General features: G+C 69.3%; 15 protein-coding genes. 10 read left to right on the top strand and 5 right to left on the bottom strand.

Annotated features, from left to right (window positions below):
* Positions 1 to 7: 7 nt before the first annotated feature.
* Together DYZ02_RS00355 and DYZ02_RS00350 are read right to left on the bottom strand one after the other, a co-directional pair.
* Positions 8 to 1,693 carry a DEAD/DEAH box helicase gene (locus tag DYZ02_RS00355; RefSeq protein ID WP_245945795.1) on the bottom strand — a complete coding sequence of 562 codons (1,686 nt, stop codon included), beginning with the start codon at positions 1,691 to 1,693 and terminating at the stop codon, positions 8 to 10.
* A 59-nt stretch (positions 1,694 to 1,752) separates the two neighbouring features.
* Positions 1,753 to 2,010 carry a DUF3039 domain-containing protein gene (locus tag DYZ02_RS00350; RefSeq protein ID WP_181896852.1) on the bottom strand — a complete coding sequence of 86 codons (258 nt, stop codon included), beginning with the start codon at positions 2,008 to 2,010 and terminating at the stop codon, positions 1,753 to 1,755.
* 68 nt (positions 2,011 to 2,078) lie between these two features.
* Here DYZ02_RS00350 and DYZ02_RS00345 point away from each other — a divergent pair, with 68 nt between their 5' ends.
* From DYZ02_RS00345 to galE, 6 genes are all read left to right on the top strand, one after another.
* Positions 2,079 to 2,528 (top strand): DUF3099 domain-containing protein, encoded by a 450-nt coding sequence (locus tag DYZ02_RS00345; protein ID WP_115684492.1) that lies wholly within the window; start codon positions 2,079 to 2,081, stop codon positions 2,526 to 2,528.
* 34 nt (positions 2,529 to 2,562) lie between these two features.
* On the top strand, positions 2,563 to 4,083 hold the full coding sequence (locus DYZ02_RS00340) for a N5-glutamine methyltransferase family protein (protein WP_115686292.1): 1,521 nt from the start codon (positions 2,563 to 2,565) through the stop codon (positions 4,081 to 4,083).
* Between the two features lie 46 nt (positions 4,084 to 4,129).
* Positions 4,130 to 4,561: a D-aminoacyl-tRNA deacylase gene (gene dtd / locus DYZ02_RS00335; RefSeq protein WP_115684491.1), complete on the top strand. Its 432-nt coding sequence runs from the start codon at positions 4,130 to 4,132 to the stop codon at positions 4,559 to 4,561.
* Positions 4,562 to 4,647: 86 nt separating this feature from the next.
* On the top strand, positions 4,648 to 5,643 hold the full coding sequence (locus DYZ02_RS00330) for a sigma-70 family RNA polymerase sigma factor (protein ID WP_115684490.1): 996 nt from the start codon (positions 4,648 to 4,650) through the stop codon (positions 5,641 to 5,643).
* 204 nt (positions 5,644 to 5,847) lie between these two features.
* A complete protein-coding gene (locus tag DYZ02_RS00325; protein WP_115686291.1) occupies positions 5,848 to 6,537 on the top strand; it encodes a metal-dependent transcriptional regulator in 690 nt (229 codons plus the stop codon).
* 37 nt (positions 6,538 to 6,574) lie between these two features.
* Entirely contained in the window at positions 6,575 to 7,561 is a 987-nt protein-coding gene (gene galE, locus DYZ02_RS00320) for a UDP-glucose 4-epimerase GalE (protein WP_115684489.1), read from the top strand.
* Between the two features lie 7 nt (positions 7,562 to 7,568).
* Here the strand turns inward: galE and DYZ02_RS00315 are convergent, their stop codons facing one another.
* Positions 7,569 to 8,699, bottom strand: coding sequence for a DUF4192 domain-containing protein (locus tag DYZ02_RS00315; protein ID WP_115684488.1), 1,131 nt, complete (start codon positions 8,697 to 8,699; stop codon positions 7,569 to 7,571).
* A gap of 251 nt (positions 8,700 to 8,950) precedes the next feature.
* On the opposite strand from DYZ02_RS00315, the gene DYZ02_RS00310 reads away from it, so the two are divergent.
* The 4 genes from DYZ02_RS00310 (at position 8,951) to hrpA (ending at position 17,530) form a co-directional block, all read left to right on the top strand.
* Entirely contained in the window at positions 8,951 to 9,967 is a 1,017-nt protein-coding gene (locus DYZ02_RS00310; protein WP_115684487.1) for a PAC2 family protein, read from the top strand.
* 65 nt (positions 9,968 to 10,032) lie between these two features.
* A complete protein-coding gene (locus DYZ02_RS00305; RefSeq protein ID WP_115686290.1) occupies positions 10,033 to 12,561 on the top strand; it encodes a DEAD/DEAH box helicase in 2,529 nt (842 codons plus the stop codon).
* A gap of 94 nt (positions 12,562 to 12,655) precedes the next feature.
* Entirely contained in the window at positions 12,656 to 13,612 is a 957-nt protein-coding gene (locus tag DYZ02_RS00300) for a hydrogen peroxide-inducible genes activator (RefSeq protein WP_115684486.1), read from the top strand.
* 15 nt (positions 13,613 to 13,627) lie between these two features.
* A complete protein-coding gene (gene hrpA, locus DYZ02_RS00295; RefSeq protein ID WP_115684485.1) occupies positions 13,628 to 17,530 on the top strand; it encodes an ATP-dependent RNA helicase HrpA in 3,903 nt (1,300 codons plus the stop codon).
* Positions 17,531 to 17,545: 15 nt separating this feature from the next.
* Here hrpA and nrdR read toward each other — a convergent pair whose 3' ends face one another.
* Both nrdR and DYZ02_RS11650 read right to left on the bottom strand, forming a co-directional pair.
* On the bottom strand, positions 17,546 to 18,004 hold the full coding sequence (gene nrdR, locus DYZ02_RS00290; protein WP_115684484.1) for a transcriptional regulator NrdR: 459 nt from the start codon (positions 18,002 to 18,004) through the stop codon (positions 17,546 to 17,548).
* Between the two features lie 94 nt (positions 18,005 to 18,098).
* The gene (locus DYZ02_RS11650) at positions 18,099 to 18,227 is read right to left on the bottom strand and encodes a hypothetical protein (RefSeq protein WP_281268956.1); all 129 of its coding nucleotides are present in this window, start codon (positions 18,225 to 18,227) and stop codon (positions 18,099 to 18,101) included.
* Positions 18,228 to 18,297 lie beyond the last annotated feature (70 nt).

The raw sequence follows: 18,297 nt of genomic DNA, 5'->3' as shown, positions 1-18,297 counted from the left end.
GCGGCCGCTACCAGTCCCGCAGGTAGGCGATGCGGTCGCGCAGCTGCTCGGCGCTGCACAAGGCGGTGGGCGGGCCACCGCACGCCTTGCGCACCTCGGTGTGGATCGCCCCGTGCGGGCGCCCCGTCTTGCCCGCCACGATGGAGACGCGGGCGTTCAGCTCGCGGCGCAGGTCCGCGATCTCGTCCACGGCGCTCTTGCCGCCGGGCTGGGCGGGCTTCGGCGTGATCGTGGTTCCCAGAACGGCCGCCCGCTCGCGCGCCTCGCGCTCGGCGGCCTTGCGCGCCTTCGCCTCGGCGTCGCGCGCGTCCAGCTGGTCCGCCTGGCGCTTGCGCAGCAGGAGCTTCACCTGCTCGGCGTCGAGAAGCCCGGGCAGGCCGAGGAAGTCCTGCTCCTCGGCGGAGCCGGCGACGGTGGCCGTTCCGTAGGATGAGCCGTCGAAGATGAGCGAGTCGAGCTCCGCCGACGCGCCGATGGACTGGTAGCCGGAGAGCTCGTCGGGCTCGTTGCGTGTCTGGTTGGCCTGCTCCAGCAGCTCGTCCGACCAGCCGGACTCGCGGTGCGGCTTGCCCAGCACGTGGTCGCGCGAGACTTCCATCTCCTCGGCCAGGCGCAGAAGCACCGGGACGGAGGGCAGGAACACCGAGGCGGACTCGCCCGGGCGCCGCGAGCGGACGAAGCGGCCGATAGCCTGGGCGAAGAACAGCGGGGTCGACGCCGAGGTGGCGTAGACGCCCACGGCGAGCCGGGGCACGTCGACGCCCTCGGAGACCATGCGCACGGCCACCATCCACTCGGTGGTTGAGGCCGAGAATTCGTCGATGCGCGTCGAGGACCCGGCCTCGTCGGAGAGGACGACGGTCACGGGCGTCGAGCTGATCGACGAGAGGATCTTCGCGTAGGCGCGGGCGGTGGTCGTGTCGGTGGCGATGACCAGCCCGCCGGCGTCCGGGATGTGGGCGCGCAGCTTCAGTAGGCGCGTGTGGGCCGCCTGGAGCACCGCGGCGATCCAGTCGCCCTTCGGGTCCAGAGCCGTCTTCCAGGCCCGCGCCGTCTGCTCTGCGTTGAGGGGCTCGCCGAGGCGGGCGGAGTACTCCTCGCCCGCGGAGTCCTTCCACTGCGCCTCGCCGGAGTAGGCGAGGAAGACGACGGGGCGGACGACGCCGTCGGCAAGCGCGTGCGAGTAGCCGTAGGTGTAGTCGGACTGGCTGACCAGGTGGCCGTCGCCGTCCTCCTCGTAGCGCACGAAGGGGATGGCCGAGTCGTCCGAGCGGAACGGCGTGCCGGTCAGCGCGAGGCGGTGCTCGGCGTCATCGTAGGCCTCGCGCACGCCGTCGCCCCAGCTCTTCGCGTCGCCGGCGTGGTGGATCTCGTCGAGGATGACGAGCGTGCGGCGGGCCGAGGCCACGGCGCGGTGCTTGAAGGGGTGCATGCCCACCTGGGCGTAGGTGACCACGATGCCGTCGTATGCCGCGTTGACCGCGGATGAGTTCGTGAAATTTGGGTCCAGGGACAGGCCGAAGCGCTTCGCGGACTCGGACCACTGGTGTTTCAGGTGCTCGGTCGGGACGACGACGATGACGCGCTGCACTGTCTTGTCGTCGACAAGCGTGCTGGCCAGCGTCAGCGCGTAGGTCGTCTTGCCGGCGCCCGGGGTCGCCACGGCGAGGAAGTCGCGCGGCTTGGTGGCCATAAACGAATCAAAGGCCTCCTGCTGCCATTTGCGCAGCGAAGGCCCGGTGGCGGACTGGGTCACTTACGACGCAGCCCCTTGTAAATGCGCTCGCAGTCGGGGCACACCGGCGAACCCGGCTTGGCCTGCTTCTTCACGGGGAAGGTCTCCCCGCACAGGGCGACGACCATCTTGCCCGAGATCGCGGAATCCACGATCTGGTCCTTCTTCACGTAATGGAAAAACTTGGGGGTGCCGTCGTCGGTGGTAGACGAGGCGTCCTCCCTCAAATCCGGGCGCTCAAGGGTCTTCGTCGTCGTATTCACGCCCACCATCATGCCCCAATTCGGGCGAGAAATTAAGCCGTGCTGGTCGGGCTGGCCGGGTAGGACTACCGTGGTCGAACATGAGCACGGCAGGCGAGCACTTCGACGGCCCGGCGGTCGACGTGGAGGCCGAGGCCGCTCCGCGCCGCCGCCGCTGGTGGCGCCCGCGCCGCAGGGAGCTGATCACCGACGCCACGCGCTCGCCCGAGCAGAACCTGCGCAGCCGGGAGCGCGTGTACATGGTCATCCAGATGCTGCGGTTGCCATTCATCCTGCTGTCCATCTTCTTCGCGTGGTACCTGGGCAACTGGTGGCTGGCGGGGGCGTTGTTCGTCATCTCGGTGCCGCTGCCCTGGGTCGCCGTGATGATCGGCAACGGGCAGGGCGAGAAGCGCGACGCCCGCTCGCGCAACGTGTACAAGCCAGCGGTGGCCCGCGAGCAGTACCGCCTGGAGGCGCAGCGCCGGCGAGAGCTCGGCGGGGCTTCCGCGGCGCAGGACGCCCCCACTATCATCGAGCACGACGACTAGCCCCCGCTTCACGAAGGAGCCCCCTGTGCCCGAGGTGCCCTCCCTGCCCGCCGCCGTCGCCGAGCTGCGCGCCGCGCTCGACGCCGCCGGCTTCACCAACGAGTCCGTCTCCGCCCACCTCGGCCCCGACGCCACGGAGGCGCTCTACCGCGGCGAGCCCGGCGTCGTCTTCGCCGCGTGCGCGGACGGCTCGGAGCTTTCGCGCCTGATCCGCTTCTTCCTCCTGCGCGAGCCGATCTCCGCCGAGGCCCTCGCGGAGCTGCTCGGCTCCCGCCTCGCCCTTTCGCTTCTCGACGCCACCCTCGCCACCCGGCTGCCGTCCGGCGAGGTGCAGGTCGCGCTCGACGTGCGCCCCCACGTCATCGCGGGTGAGAACCGGCTCATCGTCTCGGACCTGGACGCCTCTACGACGGCTCACGTCCCCGGCCCCGACCACGTGCTCGGCGTCGGTTCCGCCTCGCTGTCCCTGCTCGGGGCGGTGCCGTGCTCGCCGGTGGAGTCGGTGCTGGACCTGGGGACCGGCTCCGGGGTGCAGGCGATAGCGCAGTCCGCGTGCGCCCAGCGGGTCGTGGGCACGGACCTGCACCGCCGGGCGCTCGAGCTGGCGGAGGCGAACCTGGCGGGCAACGGCGTGGGCAACGTGGAGCTGCGCGAGGGCGCGTGGTTCGAGCCCGTGGCCGGGCAGCGCTTCGACCGCATCGTGGCGAACCCGCCCTTCGTGGTGGGCCTGCCCGAGGTCGGGCACGTCTACCGCGATTCGGGGCTCTCGCTCGACGGCGCGACGGAGCTCGTCGTGGGTGAGGCCCCGGGTCACCTTGCCCCGGGCGGCACCGCGCACATCCTTGGCGCGTGGGTGCACACGGCCGAGCAGAGCTGGGGCCAGCGCGTCGCGTCCTGGCTCCCCGAGCGCGGCGTGTCCGCCTGGGTGCTGCAGCGCGATGTCGTCGACCCCGGGATGTACGTCTCCACCTGGCTCAGGGACGAATCCATCGATCCCCGCTCCCGGGAGGGCGTCGAGCGCACCCTGCGCTGGCTGCGCCACTTCCGCGACGAGGGCGTGCGCGCCATCGGCTTCGGCTGGGTCTTCCTCCGCGACATCGGCGACGCCCCCACGGAGATCACGGCCGAGGAGCTCACCCAGCCGTTCACCGACCCGCTCGCCCCCGAGGTGGCCGAGTATTTCGAGCGCGCCGCGTGGCTTCGCGACGCCACCACCGACACCGTCCTCGACGCCCGCTACCTCGTCCGCCCCGGCGTCGCCGTGGAGGAGGTCGGCGTGGCCGACCACGAGGCGGGCATGGGGTTCACCCCGCGCGTGATCCGCCTGACGCGCACCGAGGGGCCGCGCTTCAGCCACGAGATAGACGCCGGGCTGCGCGCGATCGTGGCGGGCCTGCACCCGCAGGGGCTGCCGCTGCGCGACGTGGTGGACCTGTGGGCTGTCTCCAACGGCGTCGACAGCGAGGCGTTCGCCGCCTCGGCCGCGGCGGCGGTCGTCGACCTGGTCCGCCACGGCCTCGTCGTCCCCGCGGACATCGCCGAGGTCGTCGCCTAGCGGCGGCGCCGCGCACCACCAACCACCGAGAGGAAGGGAACTGCCCGTGAAAGCCGTACTGACCCGCGTCTCCAGCGCCTCCGTCACCGTCGAGGGGGAGGTCGTCGGATCGATCGACTGCCCCGAAGGCGGCGTGCTCGCCCTCGTCGGCGTGGGCCGCGAGGACGACCCGGACGCGTGGCGCGTGGTGGCGCGCAAGATCGCGGAGCTGCGCATCCTCGAGGGCGAGCGCAGCGTGGAGGAGGCCGGCGCCCCCGTCCTGCTGGTCAGCCAGTTCACCCTGATGGGCCGCACGGCGAAGGGGCGGCGCCCCTCGTGGTCGAACGCGGCGCCGGGGGAAGTCGCGGAGCCGGTGATCGAGAAGATCGCTGGGGAGCTGCGCGAGCGCGGCATCCACGTGGAGGAGGGCCGGTTCGGCGCGATGATGAGGGTGGAAAGCGTCAACGAGGGCCCGTTCACCGTACTCGTTGAATCTTAATCGCGCCTGAACCTGGACCCGGGAACAAAAGCGGGCGCTTATGCGTTGGGCTGATAGGAACTCATCGTTTTAGGAGGCACGCACACATGACTCAACCGGATCATGCTCAGGCAGTCGACGGAGAGGAAAACGTCGACCGCGGCAGCCGCCGAAACCAAACGAACGACAACCCCTCCGCGGATCTCGTCCGCGTGTACCTCAACGGCATCGGGAAGACGGCGCTACTCGACGCGGAGCAGGAGGTGGAGCTCGCCCAGCAGATCGAGGTGGGACTCTACGCGCAGCACCTGCTCGATGATCCGGAGGTTCAGCTCACCCGCGCCCGCAAGCGCGACTACAAGATCCTGGCCAAGCAGGGCCGCAAGGCGCGCGCCCACCTCCTCGAGGCCAACCTGCGCCTCGTCGTCTCGCTGGCCAAGCGCTACACCGGCCGCGGCATGCCGCTGCTTGACCTCATCCAGGAGGGCAACCTCGGCCTGATCCGCGCGATGGAGAAGTTCGACTACGCGAAGGGGTTCAAGTTCTCCACCTACGCCACCTGGTGGATCCGCCAGGCCATCACCCGCGGCATGGCCGATCAGTCGCGCACCATCCGCCTGCCGGTCCACCTCGTCGAGCAGGTGAACAAGCTCTCCCGCATCCGCCGCGAGATGTACCAGTCCCTCGGCCGCGAACCCACGAACGAGGAGCTCTCGGAGGAGTCGGGCATCGAGGAGTCCAAGATCGAGATGCTCCTGCGCCAGTCGCGCGATCCGGTGAGCCTGGACATGCCCGTCGGCGCGGACGAGGAGGCCCCGCTGGGTGACTTCATCGAGGACGCCGAGGCCACCGACGCCGAGGACGCGGTCGTCTCGACGCTGCGCCACGACGACATCCAGGACATCATCAACGGCCTCGAGCAGCGGGAGCAGGACGTGATTCGCCTGCGCTACGGGCTTGACGACGGCGTCCCCCGCACCCTAGACCAAATCGGGCGCCAGTTCGGTCTCTCCCGCGAGCGTGTGCGCCAGATCGAGCGCGAGGTGATGGCGAAGCTGCGCGTCGGCGACCGCGCGGATCGCCTCCGCGACTACGCCTTGTAGCTCTCCTCGGCGCCTGTCCGCCGACCCCGCGGGCGAAAGCCCGGAGAAAGCCCGGAGAAAGCACAGCCCCGGCCGAACCCGTCGGCTACGATAGGCTGTGCTTTTCTTCATTTGGGCCGTTTATAGTGAAGTGATGGGCAGCCCACCTGGTGCCGCGTTTCCCCGCGGCGCCAGGAATAGCGTTTTCAGGTAAGGATGAACATCGTGCGCGACCTAGTTGACACCACCGAAATGTACCTCCGCACCGTCTACGAGCTGGAGGAAGAGGGCATCGTCCCGCTGCGCGCCCGGATCGCCGAGCGGCTGGACCAGTCGGGCCCGACGGTGTCGCAGACCGTGGCGCGCATGGAACGCGCCGGCCTGATTGTGGTCGAGGAGGACCGCTCCCTGTCGCTGACGGAGCTCGGCCGCGAGCGCGCGACCTCCGTGATGCGCAAGCACCGCCTCGCGGAGCGGCTCCTCACCGACGTCCTCCAGCTGGACCTCACCCAGGTCCACGAGGAGGCGTGCCGCTGGGAGCACGTGATGAGCATGGAGGTGGAAAAGCGCGTGGTTGCCGTTTTGGACAACCCCTACCGTTCCCCCTTCGGCAACCCGATCCCCGCACTCGGCGAGCTCGGCGTGGACGAGCCAGGCGCGATCGACCTCGGCGAGCGAGCCAGCGACCTCGAGCTCGACGCCCCGGTGAAGGTCAAGATCGTGCAGATGAGCGAGATCCTCCAGCTCGATCACGTCCAGTTCGCGGCGCTGAACAACGCGGGCATCGGGGTGGACTCGGTGGTCACCCTCGAAAACGACCCGGAGGCCGGCTGCATCGCCATCACCGGCGACAGCGGCAAGCGCGTCCTTTTGCGCCAGGAGCTCATGCACGCCTTGCGCGTCTCCCCCGCCTAAACCTCACCCCGAAACACCCCCGACGAAAGGTTTTTCCGTGAAACTCCTTGTCACCGGCGGCGCCGGCTACGTCGGCAGCGTCTGCGCGACGGTGCTGCTCGACGCCGGGCACGACGTCACCATCATCGACGATTTCTCCACCGGCAACCGCAACGCCGTGCCGGCGGGCGCCCGCCTCGTGGAGGGCAGGATCGGCGACGTGATCGACGAGGGGCTCACCCGGGACCGCTACGACGGTGTGATCCACTTCGCGGCACGCTCGCTCGTCGGCGAGTCGATGGAGGTGCCGCAGGAGTACTGGCAGGACAACCTCGTGGTCACGCTCGAGCTTCTCGACGCCATGCGGGCCCACGGCGTGAACAACCTCGTGTTCTCCTCCACCGCCGCCACCTACGGCGAGCCCGAGGCGGTGCCGATCACCGAGGACGCGCCGACGCGCCCGACGAACACGTACGGGGCGACGAAGCTCTCGATCGACTACGCCATCGCCTCCTACTGCGCCGCCTACGGACTCGGCGCGACCAGCCTGCGTTACTTCAATGTCGCGGGCGCGCACGGCCACGCGGGTGAAAACCACAAGACGGAGACGCACCTCATCCCGCTGGTCCTCCAGGTCGCGCTGGGCTACCGGGACAAGATCATGATCTTCGGCGACGACTGGCCCACCACCGACGGGACGTGCGTGCGCGACTACATCCACGTCGCCGACCTGGCGGACGCCCACCTCCTGGCCCTGGAGAGCAACGTGACCGGCACTCACCGGATCTTCAACCTCGGCTCCGGGGAGGGCTATTCGGTCCGCGAGGTCATCGATACCTGCCACGAGGTCACCGGGCACGAGATTCCCGCAGAGGTTGCGCCGCGGCGCGCCGGGGATCCCGCCGTGCTCGTCGCCTCCTCCGACAAGATCCGCTCCGAGCTCGGGTGGAACCCGACGCGCACGAACCTGCGGCGCATCGTCGAGGACGCCTGGGCGTTCACCTCCGAGCTCGGCGACCGCTCCCACGCCGCCCGGCGCGGGTAGAGCCCACCTAGCTCCAGGGAGAGATGCTCCCCTCGCGCACGGCGGCGGTGAGCTCATCGTGCTTGCCCACGTGGATCACCCCGATGAGCACTTCGGAGAAGGAGTGCCCGGGCACCTCGATCTGTGCTGCCGTGAGGGCGGCCACCGCCCAGGAGACGAGCCCGCGGTCCACCGCGATGATCGCCCAGACGCACAGGGCGTTGGCGCGGATCACCCCGCCGAAGGTCTTGGCCACGGCGATCATCATGTGCGCGGCGGGCAGCGGGCTCGTCAGGGCGTCCGAGATGAGCCGGTCGCGCAGCCTGCTGCGGGCGAGCATGGTGGCCACGGCGAGCCTGTCCTCCTCCTCGCCGAGCAGGTCGTGGCCGCACGCCTCGTCCCAGGGCGCGAGCAGGGGCCGTTCGGGCGCCCCGTGCACGACCAGGCACGCCTCGGCGGCCGCGGCGAGGGCCCCGCGGTCCCCGCGCATGATCCGGTCCTGCAGTTCGACGCCGCGTGAGAACGCCACCCGGGCCAGGGCCTCGCGGTTCTCCGCGTCCGCGTCGTCCTCCGGGGGCAGCGGGTCGAAGTAGCGGAAGGTGTCCTCCCGGCTCAGCTCGGGCAGGACGCCGTTGTCCAGCAGCGCCTTCATGGCGGGAGAGGACATGACCGACGCGACGGTGCCGCGCACCCAGTGGTCCTCGAGGGGTTCCTCCCCCGGCGCGCAGGGGGCGGGGCCGAAGACGATGTCGTAGGGGGTGCCGGTGGCGATCTCCGAGACGTGCCAACAGGCGTCGACAAGCATGAAGCCGCGGCTGTTCTCGGCGTCGAAGAGCGCCTCCGTCGCGTCGCGCACGAGCTCGGAATCGGGGATGCGGCTGACGATGACGGCGTACACGGCGAGGTCGGCGACATCCGGCAGGCCCATGAGCGCGTCGCACAGTTCGACGGCGTGGGTCAGGTCGGCGCGCATGACGGGGCCGAGGGTCGCGCAGCGGGTGTCGCTGTGGTGGTCGAGCCCGACGAGGACGACGGATTCCTGCGGGTAGAAGCCGAGGATGCCGGGCAGCGCGGCGATGAGGTCGCCGGGGGTGGTGGTGGGCGGGTGGTCGGATGAGCTGTCGGATGGGCGATCGGATGCGAAGGCGGCATTATCCATATTTGTTCAGACAGCTCCGCACGACGCGTGGTTCCGGGGCGCGCCGTCGAGAAGCTCCGGCGGGGTCGATACAACGGCAAAACTGTGGACAGACGCGGGTTGTCCACAGACGGGGCGGCCGGGCGGGGCTCTGCGGTGGCGCGGGAGGGCCGCATCCGGCAAGATGGATTCTTTTACGGGAATGTTTGACCGGCTTACATCGTTGTTGGGAGCAACGCCCCGCATAGACTGTAGGCCCAGGAGGTTGAGACATGACGCAGAACGACCGTCACATGTACGAGCTGGAGTACCCCGCTCCCGCCGTGGGCGAAGGCGCGTCCCACCGCCCGACCCTCGTCATCGCCATGCAGGGCTACGCAGACGCGGGCCACGCCGTCGAGGGAGCCGCCGACCACCTCAAGGCCGCCCTGGAGTCGCACCCCGTTGCCACCTTCAGCAACGACGAGCTCATCGACTACCGCTCGCGCCGCCCGACGGTGACGATGGCCCAGCACGAGATCACCAACATGGAGAGCCTGCAGCTCGACATGCGCGTGCTGCGCGACGAGGAGGGGACCTCCTTCCTGCTTCTCTCTGGCCCCGAGCCGGACCTGCGCTGGGAGGCGTTCAGCGACGCCGTGGCGGATCTGGTCGAGCGCTTTGACGTGGACAAGACCATCTGCCTCTACGCCGCTCCCATGGGCGCCCCGCACACGCGCCCGCTGGTGGTGTCGGCCCACGGCAACGACCGCGACCTCGTCGGCGCGATGTACACCTTCGACGGCATGGTCACCGTGCCCGGTTCTGCCGCGATCATGATCGAGCGGGTCCTCCACGGCCGCGGACGCTCGGTGGCGGGCTACACGGCCCACGTTCCCCACTACGTCGCCGCCTCGCCCTACCCGCACGCGACCTACCAGCTGCTGCAGTCGGTTTCGGACGCCTCCGGTCTGTCCTTCCCGCTGCGTGCGCTGGAGGGCGACATGCAGCGCGTCGCCCGCCAGCTGGCGGAGCAGACGGCGGACTCCGAGGAGATCTCCCAGGTCGTGGCCGCGCTCGAGCAGCACTACGACCGCGAGATGGAGGACTACCGGGAGCGCCACCCGAACGCGATGATGCCGGGCGAGGCGCAGACCCCGTCCGGGGAGGAGATCGGAGAGGCCTTCGAGAACTTCCTCGCCGCCATCGAGGACCGCGACCGCAACCGGGGCCTGCCCTCCGACGGTTCTACGGACACGCTTGACGACGCCAACGGCGACGAGCCCGGCGAGCCCAGCGAGCCCAGCTAACCCCTGCGGCCCCGGCCGCCGTGTCGGGGCCGTCGGCTACGGTGGTGGGCGTGACTCTCGCCGACATGCTCACCGACCTCGACAACGTCCCCGAGGCCCTCTTTGACGAGGCCGTCTGGGACAGCTTCACCGCCTGGACCGCGGAGCGCGGCATCTCCCTCTACCCCGCCCAGGAGGAGGCCTCGCTGGCGCTTCTGGCCGGTGACAACGTCATCCTGGCCACCCCGACGGGCTCCGGCAAGTCCATGGTGGCCAACGCGGCGCACTTCATCGCGCTGGCCCGCGGGCAGCGCTCCTTCTACACCGCCCCGATCAAGGCGCTGGTGAGCGAGAAGTTCTTCGCGCTGTGCGAGATTTTCGGGGCGGAGAACGTCGGCATGATGACGGGTGACGCCACCGTGAACGGTAACGCGCCGATCATCGCGGCGACCGCGGAGATCGTGGCCAACATCGCCCTGCGGGAGGGCAAGAACTCCTCCATCGACCAGGTGGTGATGGACGAGTTCCACTACTACTCCGAGCCGGACCGCGGCTGGGCGTGGCAGGTGCCGCTGCTCGAGCTGCCCAAGGCCCAGTTCCTCCTCATGTCCGCGACCCTCGGTGACACCGGGTGGCTGGAGCGCGACCTCACCGAGCGCACGGGCCGGGAAACCACCTATGTGGGCGGCTCGCAGCGCCCCGTCCCGCTGGATTTCAGCTACGTCTTCACTGCCGTGCACGAAACGCTCGAGGAGCTTCTGGACGGTGGCAAGGCGCCGATCTACGTGGTCCACTTCTCCCAGCGCGAGGCGACGGAGCGGGCCCAGGCGCTGACGAGCATCAGCATGGTGACGCGGGAGGAAAAGGACGCGATCGCCGCCGAGATCGGCGACTTCCGCTTCACCACCACCTTCGGCAAGACGCTGTCCAAGCTGCTGCGCCGCGGCATTGGGGTGCACCACGCCGGAATGCTGCCGAAGTACCGGCGCCTGGTCGAGCGCCTCTCCCAGCAGGGTCTGCTCAAGGTCATCTGCGGCACCGACACCCTCGGGGTGGGCATCAACGTGCCGATCCGCACGGTGCTCATGACGGGGCTGGCCAAGTACGACGGCACGCGCCAGCGCATCCTGAAATCGCGCGAGTTCCACCAGATCGCCGGCCGCGCCGGCCGCGCCGGGTACGACACGGAGGGCTCGGTGGTCGTGGAGGCCCCCGAGCACGAGATCGAGAACGCGAAGCTGCGGCGCCGCGCCGGCGACGACCCGAAGAAGAAAAAGAAGCTGCGCGCCAAGTCCGCGCGCGAGGGGGAGGTCTCGTGGTCGGAGAAGACCTTCCTGCGCCTCACCGAGGCCGAGCCGGAGGAGCTGAGCAGCCAGTTCCGCGTCTCCAACTCCATGCTGCTCAACGTCGTGGCCCGGCCCGGCGACGGCTACGAGCACATGAAGCACCTGCTGCGGACGAACCACGACACGCGGGCCAAGCAGAACCGCGACATCCTCACCGCGGTGGAGCTGTTCCGGGGGCTGGTCAACGCGGGCGTCGTCGAGCGGACCCCGGACTCCCCCGCCATGCGCCCCTACACCCTGACCACCGAACTCGACCGTGACTTCGCCCTGAACCAGCCGCTGTCTCCCTTCGCCCTCGCGTTTCTGAGCCTGCTCGACCCGGAGTCGGAGACCTACACCCTCGACGTCATCTCGGCGTTCGAGGCGATCCTCGACGACCCCCGGCAGCTGCTCCAGGCCCAGCAGTCGGCGGCCCGGGGCGAGGAGATCGCGGCGCTGAAGGCCGAGGGGGTGGACTACACGGACCGGATGGCCATCGTCGAGGAGGTCACCTACCCCAAGCCCCTGGAGGACGAGCTGGATGAGGCCTTCGACACCTTCTGCTCCGGCAACCCCTGGGCGCGCGAGTTCGAGCTCTCGCCCAAGTCCGTGGTGCGCGACATGATCGAGCACGCCATGACCTTCTCCGATGTCATCGCCACCTACGGGCTCGCCCGCTCGGAGGGCGTGGTGCTGCGCTACCTCACCGACGCGTGGCGCACCCTGTCCCACTCCATCCCCGAGGCGTACATGAACGAGGAGGTCGGGGACATCGTGGCCTGGCTCGGGGAGCTGATCCGCCAGGTGGATTCCTCGCTCATCGACGAGTGGGCGCACATGGCCGACGAGGACTCCCCCATCTCGCAGGAGGCGCTCGACCGGGAGCTCGCCTTCGGCGTGGAGGACCCCACCGCGCTCACCGCCAACCGCCGCGCCTTCACCATCATGGTGCGCAACTACTTCTTCCGCATGGTCGAGCTGTTCGCCCTGGAAAAAGAGGAGCAGCTCGAGGCGATGGTGGACTACCTGGACCCCGACGCGCGGCCCGACTGGCCCGGCGCGATGGACGACTACTTCGACGAGTACGACGACCTGCTGCTGGGCCCGGACGCGCGCGGGCCGGAGTTCTTCCGCCTCGCCGACCAGTCAGGGCGCGTGTGGGAGGTCGTGCAGATCTTCCACGACCCCGAAGGCGACAATTCCTTCCAGCTTCACGGCACCGTCGACCTCGACGCCTCCGACGCGGCCGGGGAGGTGCGTCTCGGCGAACTGCGCATCGTGCAGAAGTAAGCCAAAACCGCAGACGGTATGTTTCACCGATATGTTTCGAAGGAAAACTACCGTTTTTGCCCTCCGCCTATAGGCGTCTTGTACTGTCATAGGCATGGGCAATAAGGAATACCGTCCGACGCTGGCGCAGCTCCGCACCTTCGTCACCATCGCCGAGAACCGGCACTTCGGCACTGCGGCGAACAAGCTCAATATCTCGCAGCCCTCGCTCTCGCAGGCCCTCGTGGCGCTCGAGACGGGCCTGGGGATCCAGCTGATCGAGCGCTCCACCCGCAAGGTCATCGTCACCCCGACCGGGGAGAGCCTCCTGCCGTACGCCAAGGCGACGCTGGAGGCGGCGGACAACTTCGTCTCCCGCTCCCGCGGGGCGCAGGGGGTTTTGTCCGGGCCGCTGAGCATCGGCATCATCCCCACGCTCGCTCCGTACATCCTGCCCGAGTTCCTTCGCCTCGCTCTCGAGGCGCACCCGCACCTGCGGCCCCGGATTGTGGAGGAGCAGACCGACCACCTCATGCAGCAGCTGCGCGACGGGCAGATCGACATCGCGCTGCTCGCCGTTCCCACGGACACCTCGGGCATGGTCGAGTACGAGCTGTTCGACGAGAGGTTCATCGTTGTCACCAGCGAGGACCACGCGGCGGCCGGCCACGACGACCTCACCCTGGACGTGCTCGAGGACCTGGACCTGCTGCTCCTCGACGATGGCCACTGCCTGCGCGACCAGATCGTGGACCTGTGCCGCATCGTCCACGCCGCTCCCCCGTCGACCGCCGAGTCCGCCACCCGCGCGTCTTCGCTGACCACGATCATGCAGCTGGTGGTTGCCGGCCTCGGCTCGACGCTCGTGCCGGCGTCCGCGATCGCCACGGAGTGCACCCGCCCGGGACTCGGCCTGGCCACCTTCGACGAGACTGTCATCGCTCAGCGCACCATTGGGCTCGTCTGCCGGGCCAGCTCCTCGCGGGCCGCGGAGTACCGGGTCCTCGGCGACTACGTGACGCAGGCCCACCGCACGGCGGTGGACAAGGGCGAAGCGCTCCTGAAGGGCTAGAATCGTTCGGCAGATATGAACGATTCCCCCACCCCCGTCTCCCGCGCCGACCTCTACGACCGCCTCGAGGCGGTGCCACTGAGCGAGGTGCGCCGGTTCCAGCGCCGCCTGAAGAAGGCGCGCGCCCCGCACGCCCTCGAGGCCATCGCCGCCGACATCCACGCCGCCGCGCAGCTTGTCGACGCCCGCGCCAACGCCCTGCCCGAGATCACCTACCCCGAGCAGCTGCCTGTCTCCGCGCGCCGCGAGGACATCATGGACCTGCTGCGCGACAACCAAGTGGTCATCATCGCGGGCGAGACCGGCTCCGGAAAAACCACCCAGATTCCCAAGATGCTGCTCGAACTCGGCCGCGGCCGGCGGGGTGTGATCGGGCACACGCAGCCGCGCCGCCTGGCGGCACGCACGGTGGCCGAGCGCATCGCGGACGAGCTGGGCCAGGACATCGGGGAATCGGTCGGCTACGCCATCCGCTTCGACGACCGCGTTTCGCCCACCACCGCCGTCAAGCTCATGACGGACGGCATCCTGCTCGCGGAGATGCAGCGCGACCGCTACCTCAACGCCTACGACACGATCATCATCGACGAGGCCCACGAGCGCAGCCTCAACATCGACTTCCTCCTCGGTTACCTGAAGCGTCTGCTGCCCCACCGCCCCGACCTGAAGGTGGTGATCACCTCCGCGACGATCGACCCGGAGAGCTTCGCCGAGCACTTCGCCTCCGCCGACGGCACGCCCGCCCCCATCATCGAGGTCTCCGGGCGCACCTATCCGGTGGAGATCCGCTACCGCCCGCTCGTCGAGCAGGTCGGGGGCAAGGAGGTCGACATCGACATGATCGACGGCGTCGTCGCGGCCGTCGAGGAGCTCATGCGCGAGGGCAAGGGCGACATCCTCTGCTTCTTCTCCTCGGAGCGCGACATCCGCGACTGCATGGAGGCCATCGAGAAGAAGCGCTGGCGCGGGGTCGAGGTCACGCCCCTGTTCGGCCGGCTGTCCAACGCCGAGCAGCACCGCGTCTTCTCCCCGCACTCGGGCCGGCGCATCGTGCTGTCGACCAACATCGCGGAGACCTCGCTGACGGTGCCGGGCATCCACTACGTCGTGGACACGGGCCTCGCGCGCATTTCGCGCTACTCCACCCGCACGAAGGTGCAGCGCCTGCCGATCGAGGAGATCTCCCAGGCCTCCGCGAACCAGCGCTCGGGCCGCTCCGGGCGCGTCGCCGACGGCATCGCCATCCGGCTCTACTCCGAGGACAATTTCAACCAGCGCCCCGAGTTCACCGACCCGGAGATCCTGCGCACCAACCTCGCCAGCGTGATCCTGCAGATGATCTCGCTGCGCCTGGGCGACGTCTCCGAGTTCCCCTTCATCCAGCCCCCGGACCCGAAGGCGATCCGCGACGGCCTGCTCATCCTCCACGAGCTCGGCGCCACCACCGACAAGGAGCGCGACGGCGCGCCCGTGCTCACCGACATCGGCCGCGACATCGCGCGCATTCCCGTCGACCCGAAGATGGCCCGCATGCTCGTCGAGGCCAACCGCCTCGGCGTCCTCGATGACGTCACCGTCATCGTCGCCGCCATGACCATCCAGGACGTGCGCGAGCGCCCGCTCGAGTTCCAGGCCCAGGCGGACCAGGCGCACGCCCGATTCAAGGACGCCACCTCCGACTTCCTCTCCTCGCTCAAGCTGTGGGACTACATCAAGGACTCCCGCGACGAGCTGTCCGGCAACGCCTTCCGCAAGCGGATGCTCAAGGAGTTCCTCCACTACATGCGCATCCGGGAGTGGTACGACCTGGTGCGGCAGCTGAGGGACGTCGAGAAGCAACTGGGCTGGTCGCGCGCGGAGAACGTGGCGGGGGAACGCGACGCCGACGCGATCCACAAGTCGCTGCTGACGGGCCTGTTGTCCAACATCGGCGCGCGAGACGGCGAGTCGAAGGAGTTCCAGGGTGCCCGCGGAACCCGCTTCCTCGTGTTCCCGGGCTCCTCCCTGGCGAAGAAGCCGCCCGCCTTCATCATGGCCGCCGAGCTGGTGGAAACCTCCCGGCTGTGGGCGCGCGACGTGGCGCGCATCGAGCCGGAGTGGGTGGAAAAGGCCGCCGGGGACCTGCTCAAGCACAGCTACTCCGAGCCGGTGTGGTCGCGGAAGCGCTCCGCCGCGATGGTGCACCAGAAGTCCATGCTCTACGGGGTGCCGATCGTCCGCGACCGCCTCGTGCCCTACCACCGCGTCGACGCCGAGGCCGCGCGCAGCATGTTCATCCGCCACGCGCTCATCGAAGGCGACTGGAACCGGCACCACACCTTCATCGAGCACAACGAGGCGCTCCTCGCGGAGGCCGCGGAGGTCGAGGAGAAGCTGCGCCGCCGCGGGCTCGTCGTCGACGAGGACACCCTCTTCGACTTCTACGACTCCAAACTGCCGGCGAGCGTCACCACGGCGCGCCACTTCGACTCCTGGTGGAAGAAGAAGCGCCACGAGGACCCCTCCTACCTCGACTTCGACCCGGCATCGCTTATCGACGACACCGCAGACGCCTCGGCCGACGCCTTCCCCGCCACCTGGCGCCAGGGCAGCATCGACTACGACCTGCGCTACAAGTTCGAGCCCGGCGACCCCCTCGACGGCGTCACCGTCGACGTTCCCGTGCCGCTGCTCGCCGGCTTCGAGGATGCGGGCTTCGACTGGCTGGTCCCCGGCCTGCGCGAGGAGCTCGTCACCGAGCTGATACGCTCGCTGCCGAAGGCCCTGCGACGCACCGTGGTCCCCGCCCCGGACTTCGCCGCCCGCGCTCTGCCCAAGCTCATCCCGCACGCCTCCCCGCTCGTCGAGCAGCTCGCAGAGGTCCTGCGCTCCCTGGGTGGGTCGGGCATCAACGCGACCGACTTCCGGCCCGAGGCCCTGCCGGCTCACCTGCGCATCACCTACGCGGCGATCGACAAGCGCGGGAACACTATCGACACGGACAAGGACCTGGGAGCCCTGAAGACGCGGCGGGCGGGGCAGATCCGTTCCTCGGTGTCCAAGGCCAGCCGTGGCGCCGAGACGGGGGCGGTGCAGAAGTGGACCCGCGACGCCCTCGGGACGGTGGCGGAGAAGGTCGAGACGACGATCGACGGCAACACCGTCGACGCCTACCCGGCCCTGCAGGTCACGCCCGAGGGCGTGAAGGTCACCGTGCACCCCACGAAGGCGGCGGCAGACGCCTCCATGGTCACCGCGACGCTGACGATGCTGCTGCGCGAGATCACGGTCTCCACGAACCAGATGACCAAGGGCCTGCCCCTGCGCCACAAAGTGGCGGTGGACCACTACCCCCACGGCGGGGCGGACGGGCTCGTCGACGACGCCCGAGTCGCAGCCGTCCGCGACCTCATGTTCGCCCACGGAGGGCCGGTCCGCTCGCCGGAGGAGTTCGAAGCACTCGTCGGCCGCATCAAGCCCGAGGTGCCCGGGGCAGTGCGCAAGACGGTGGTGGGCATCGCGCCCGCCCTGGTGGAGTACGCCAGCATCAGCCAGGAGCTCGCCGCATGGGAGGGCCCGGCCATCGAGGACATGAAGGCCCAGCTCGCCTTCTACCTGCCCAAGCACGCGATCACCGTCCACGGCATGGAGCGGCTGCAGCACCTGCCGCGCTACATCAACGCGATGCGCATCCGCCTCGAAGATATGAACCTCGACCCCGACCGGGACGCCGACCGGCAGGCCGTGGTCGACACCGTGCGGGCCGAGCTGGCGGCGAAGCTGCGCCGCCTGCCGCCCGGGCGGGAGAAGACCCCAGCCTACAAGGAGATCCTCTGGCGCATCGAGGAGCTTCGCGTCAGCCTGTTCGCCCAGCGGCTGGGCACGGCGAAGCCGGTGAGCCAGCGGCGGGTGGAGAAGATGATCGACAAGCTGGCCTGACGCGGGAAGACCCGGCTAAAAGTCTTCGCGGTCCTTCCGGCGCATCAACCGGATCTCGGACTCAAAGTCGTCCGCGGACTCGAAGGATTTGTACACGGAGGCGAAACGGAGGTAAGCGACCTCGTCGAGGGCGCGCAGCGGCTCCAGGACGGCGAGCCCGATATCGTTCGCGTTCACCTGTGAGCTGCCGTGGCTGCGCACGGTCTCCTCGACCTGCTGCGCGAGGCGCTTCAGGGCGTCGTCGGACACGTCGCGGCCCTGGCACGCGCGCCGGACGCCCACGATCAGCTTGTCCCGGTCGAAGGGCTCGCTGACGCCATTGCGCTTCACCACCGTCAACACAGCCTTCTCCACGGTGGTGAAACGGCCGCCGCAGCGGCTGCACTCGCGGCGACGCCGAATCGCCGACCCCGCGTCGACAACGCGCGAGTCGGTGACGCGGGACTGTTCATTGTGGCAAAACGGGCAATACACGCGGTCCTACCTCCGGGAAGGAAATCCAATCGTAGTGCTGCGCCAGTCTACCCCGCGGTGTTCGGAAGTCAGCGCAGCACGGAGAAGGACGCCCTCAACGCAGCTCGGCAGTGACAACCTCGCGCGTGACATCGCCGCCCGCCCCGGACACCGCCCCTGCCCCGGTGAAGACGCCGCCGAAGGCGGAGCCGAGGATCAGCGCGAACCCGAGGAGCGCACCCATCAGCACATTTGCGCGAGACTCCCCGCGGGCGTCGACGGGGGCAACATCGACCCATTCCGCTATGTTCGGA

Origin of the sequence: Corynebacterium senegalense (assembly GCF_900411315.1) — a bacterium.
GTDB classification, from domain to species: Bacteria; Actinomycetota; Actinomycetes; order Mycobacteriales; family Mycobacteriaceae; genus Corynebacterium; species Corynebacterium senegalense.
This window is presented reverse-complemented; position numbering and strand designations above follow the sequence as displayed.

Bases quoted from the DNA above. Each gene is read 5' to 3' on its own strand.
- DYZ02_RS00355 (WP_245945795.1), bottom strand. From the start codon at position 1,693: ATGGCCACCAAGCCGCGCGACTTCCTCGCCGTGGCGACCCCGGGCGCC.
- DYZ02_RS00350 (WP_181896852.1), bottom strand. From the start codon at position 2,010: ATGATGGTGGGCGTGAATACGACGACGAAGACCCTTGAGCGCCCGGAT.
- DYZ02_RS00345 (WP_115684492.1), top strand. From the start codon at position 2,079: ATGAGCACGGCAGGCGAGCACTTCGACGGCCCGGCGGTCGACGTGGAG.
- DYZ02_RS00330 (WP_115684490.1), top strand. From the start codon at position 4,648: ATGACTCAACCGGATCATGCTCAGGCAGTCGACGGAGAGGAAAACGTC.
- DYZ02_RS00315 (WP_115684488.1), bottom strand. From the start codon at position 8,699: ATGGATAATGCCGCCTTCGCATCCGATCGCCCATCCGACAGCTCATCC.
- DYZ02_RS00310 (WP_115684487.1), top strand. From the start codon at position 8,951: ATGACGCAGAACGACCGTCACATGTACGAGCTGGAGTACCCCGCTCCC.
- DYZ02_RS00305 (WP_115686290.1), top strand. From the start codon at position 10,033: ATGCTCACCGACCTCGACAACGTCCCCGAGGCCCTCTTTGACGAGGCC.
- DYZ02_RS00300 (WP_115684486.1), top strand. From the start codon at position 12,656: ATGGGCAATAAGGAATACCGTCCGACGCTGGCGCAGCTCCGCACCTTC.
- hrpA (WP_115684485.1), top strand. From the start codon at position 13,628: ATGAACGATTCCCCCACCCCCGTCTCCCGCGCCGACCTCTACGACCGC.
- DYZ02_RS11650 (WP_281268956.1), bottom strand. From the start codon at position 18,227: ATGGGTGCGCTCCTCGGGTTCGCGCTGATCCTCGGCTCCGCCTTCGGC.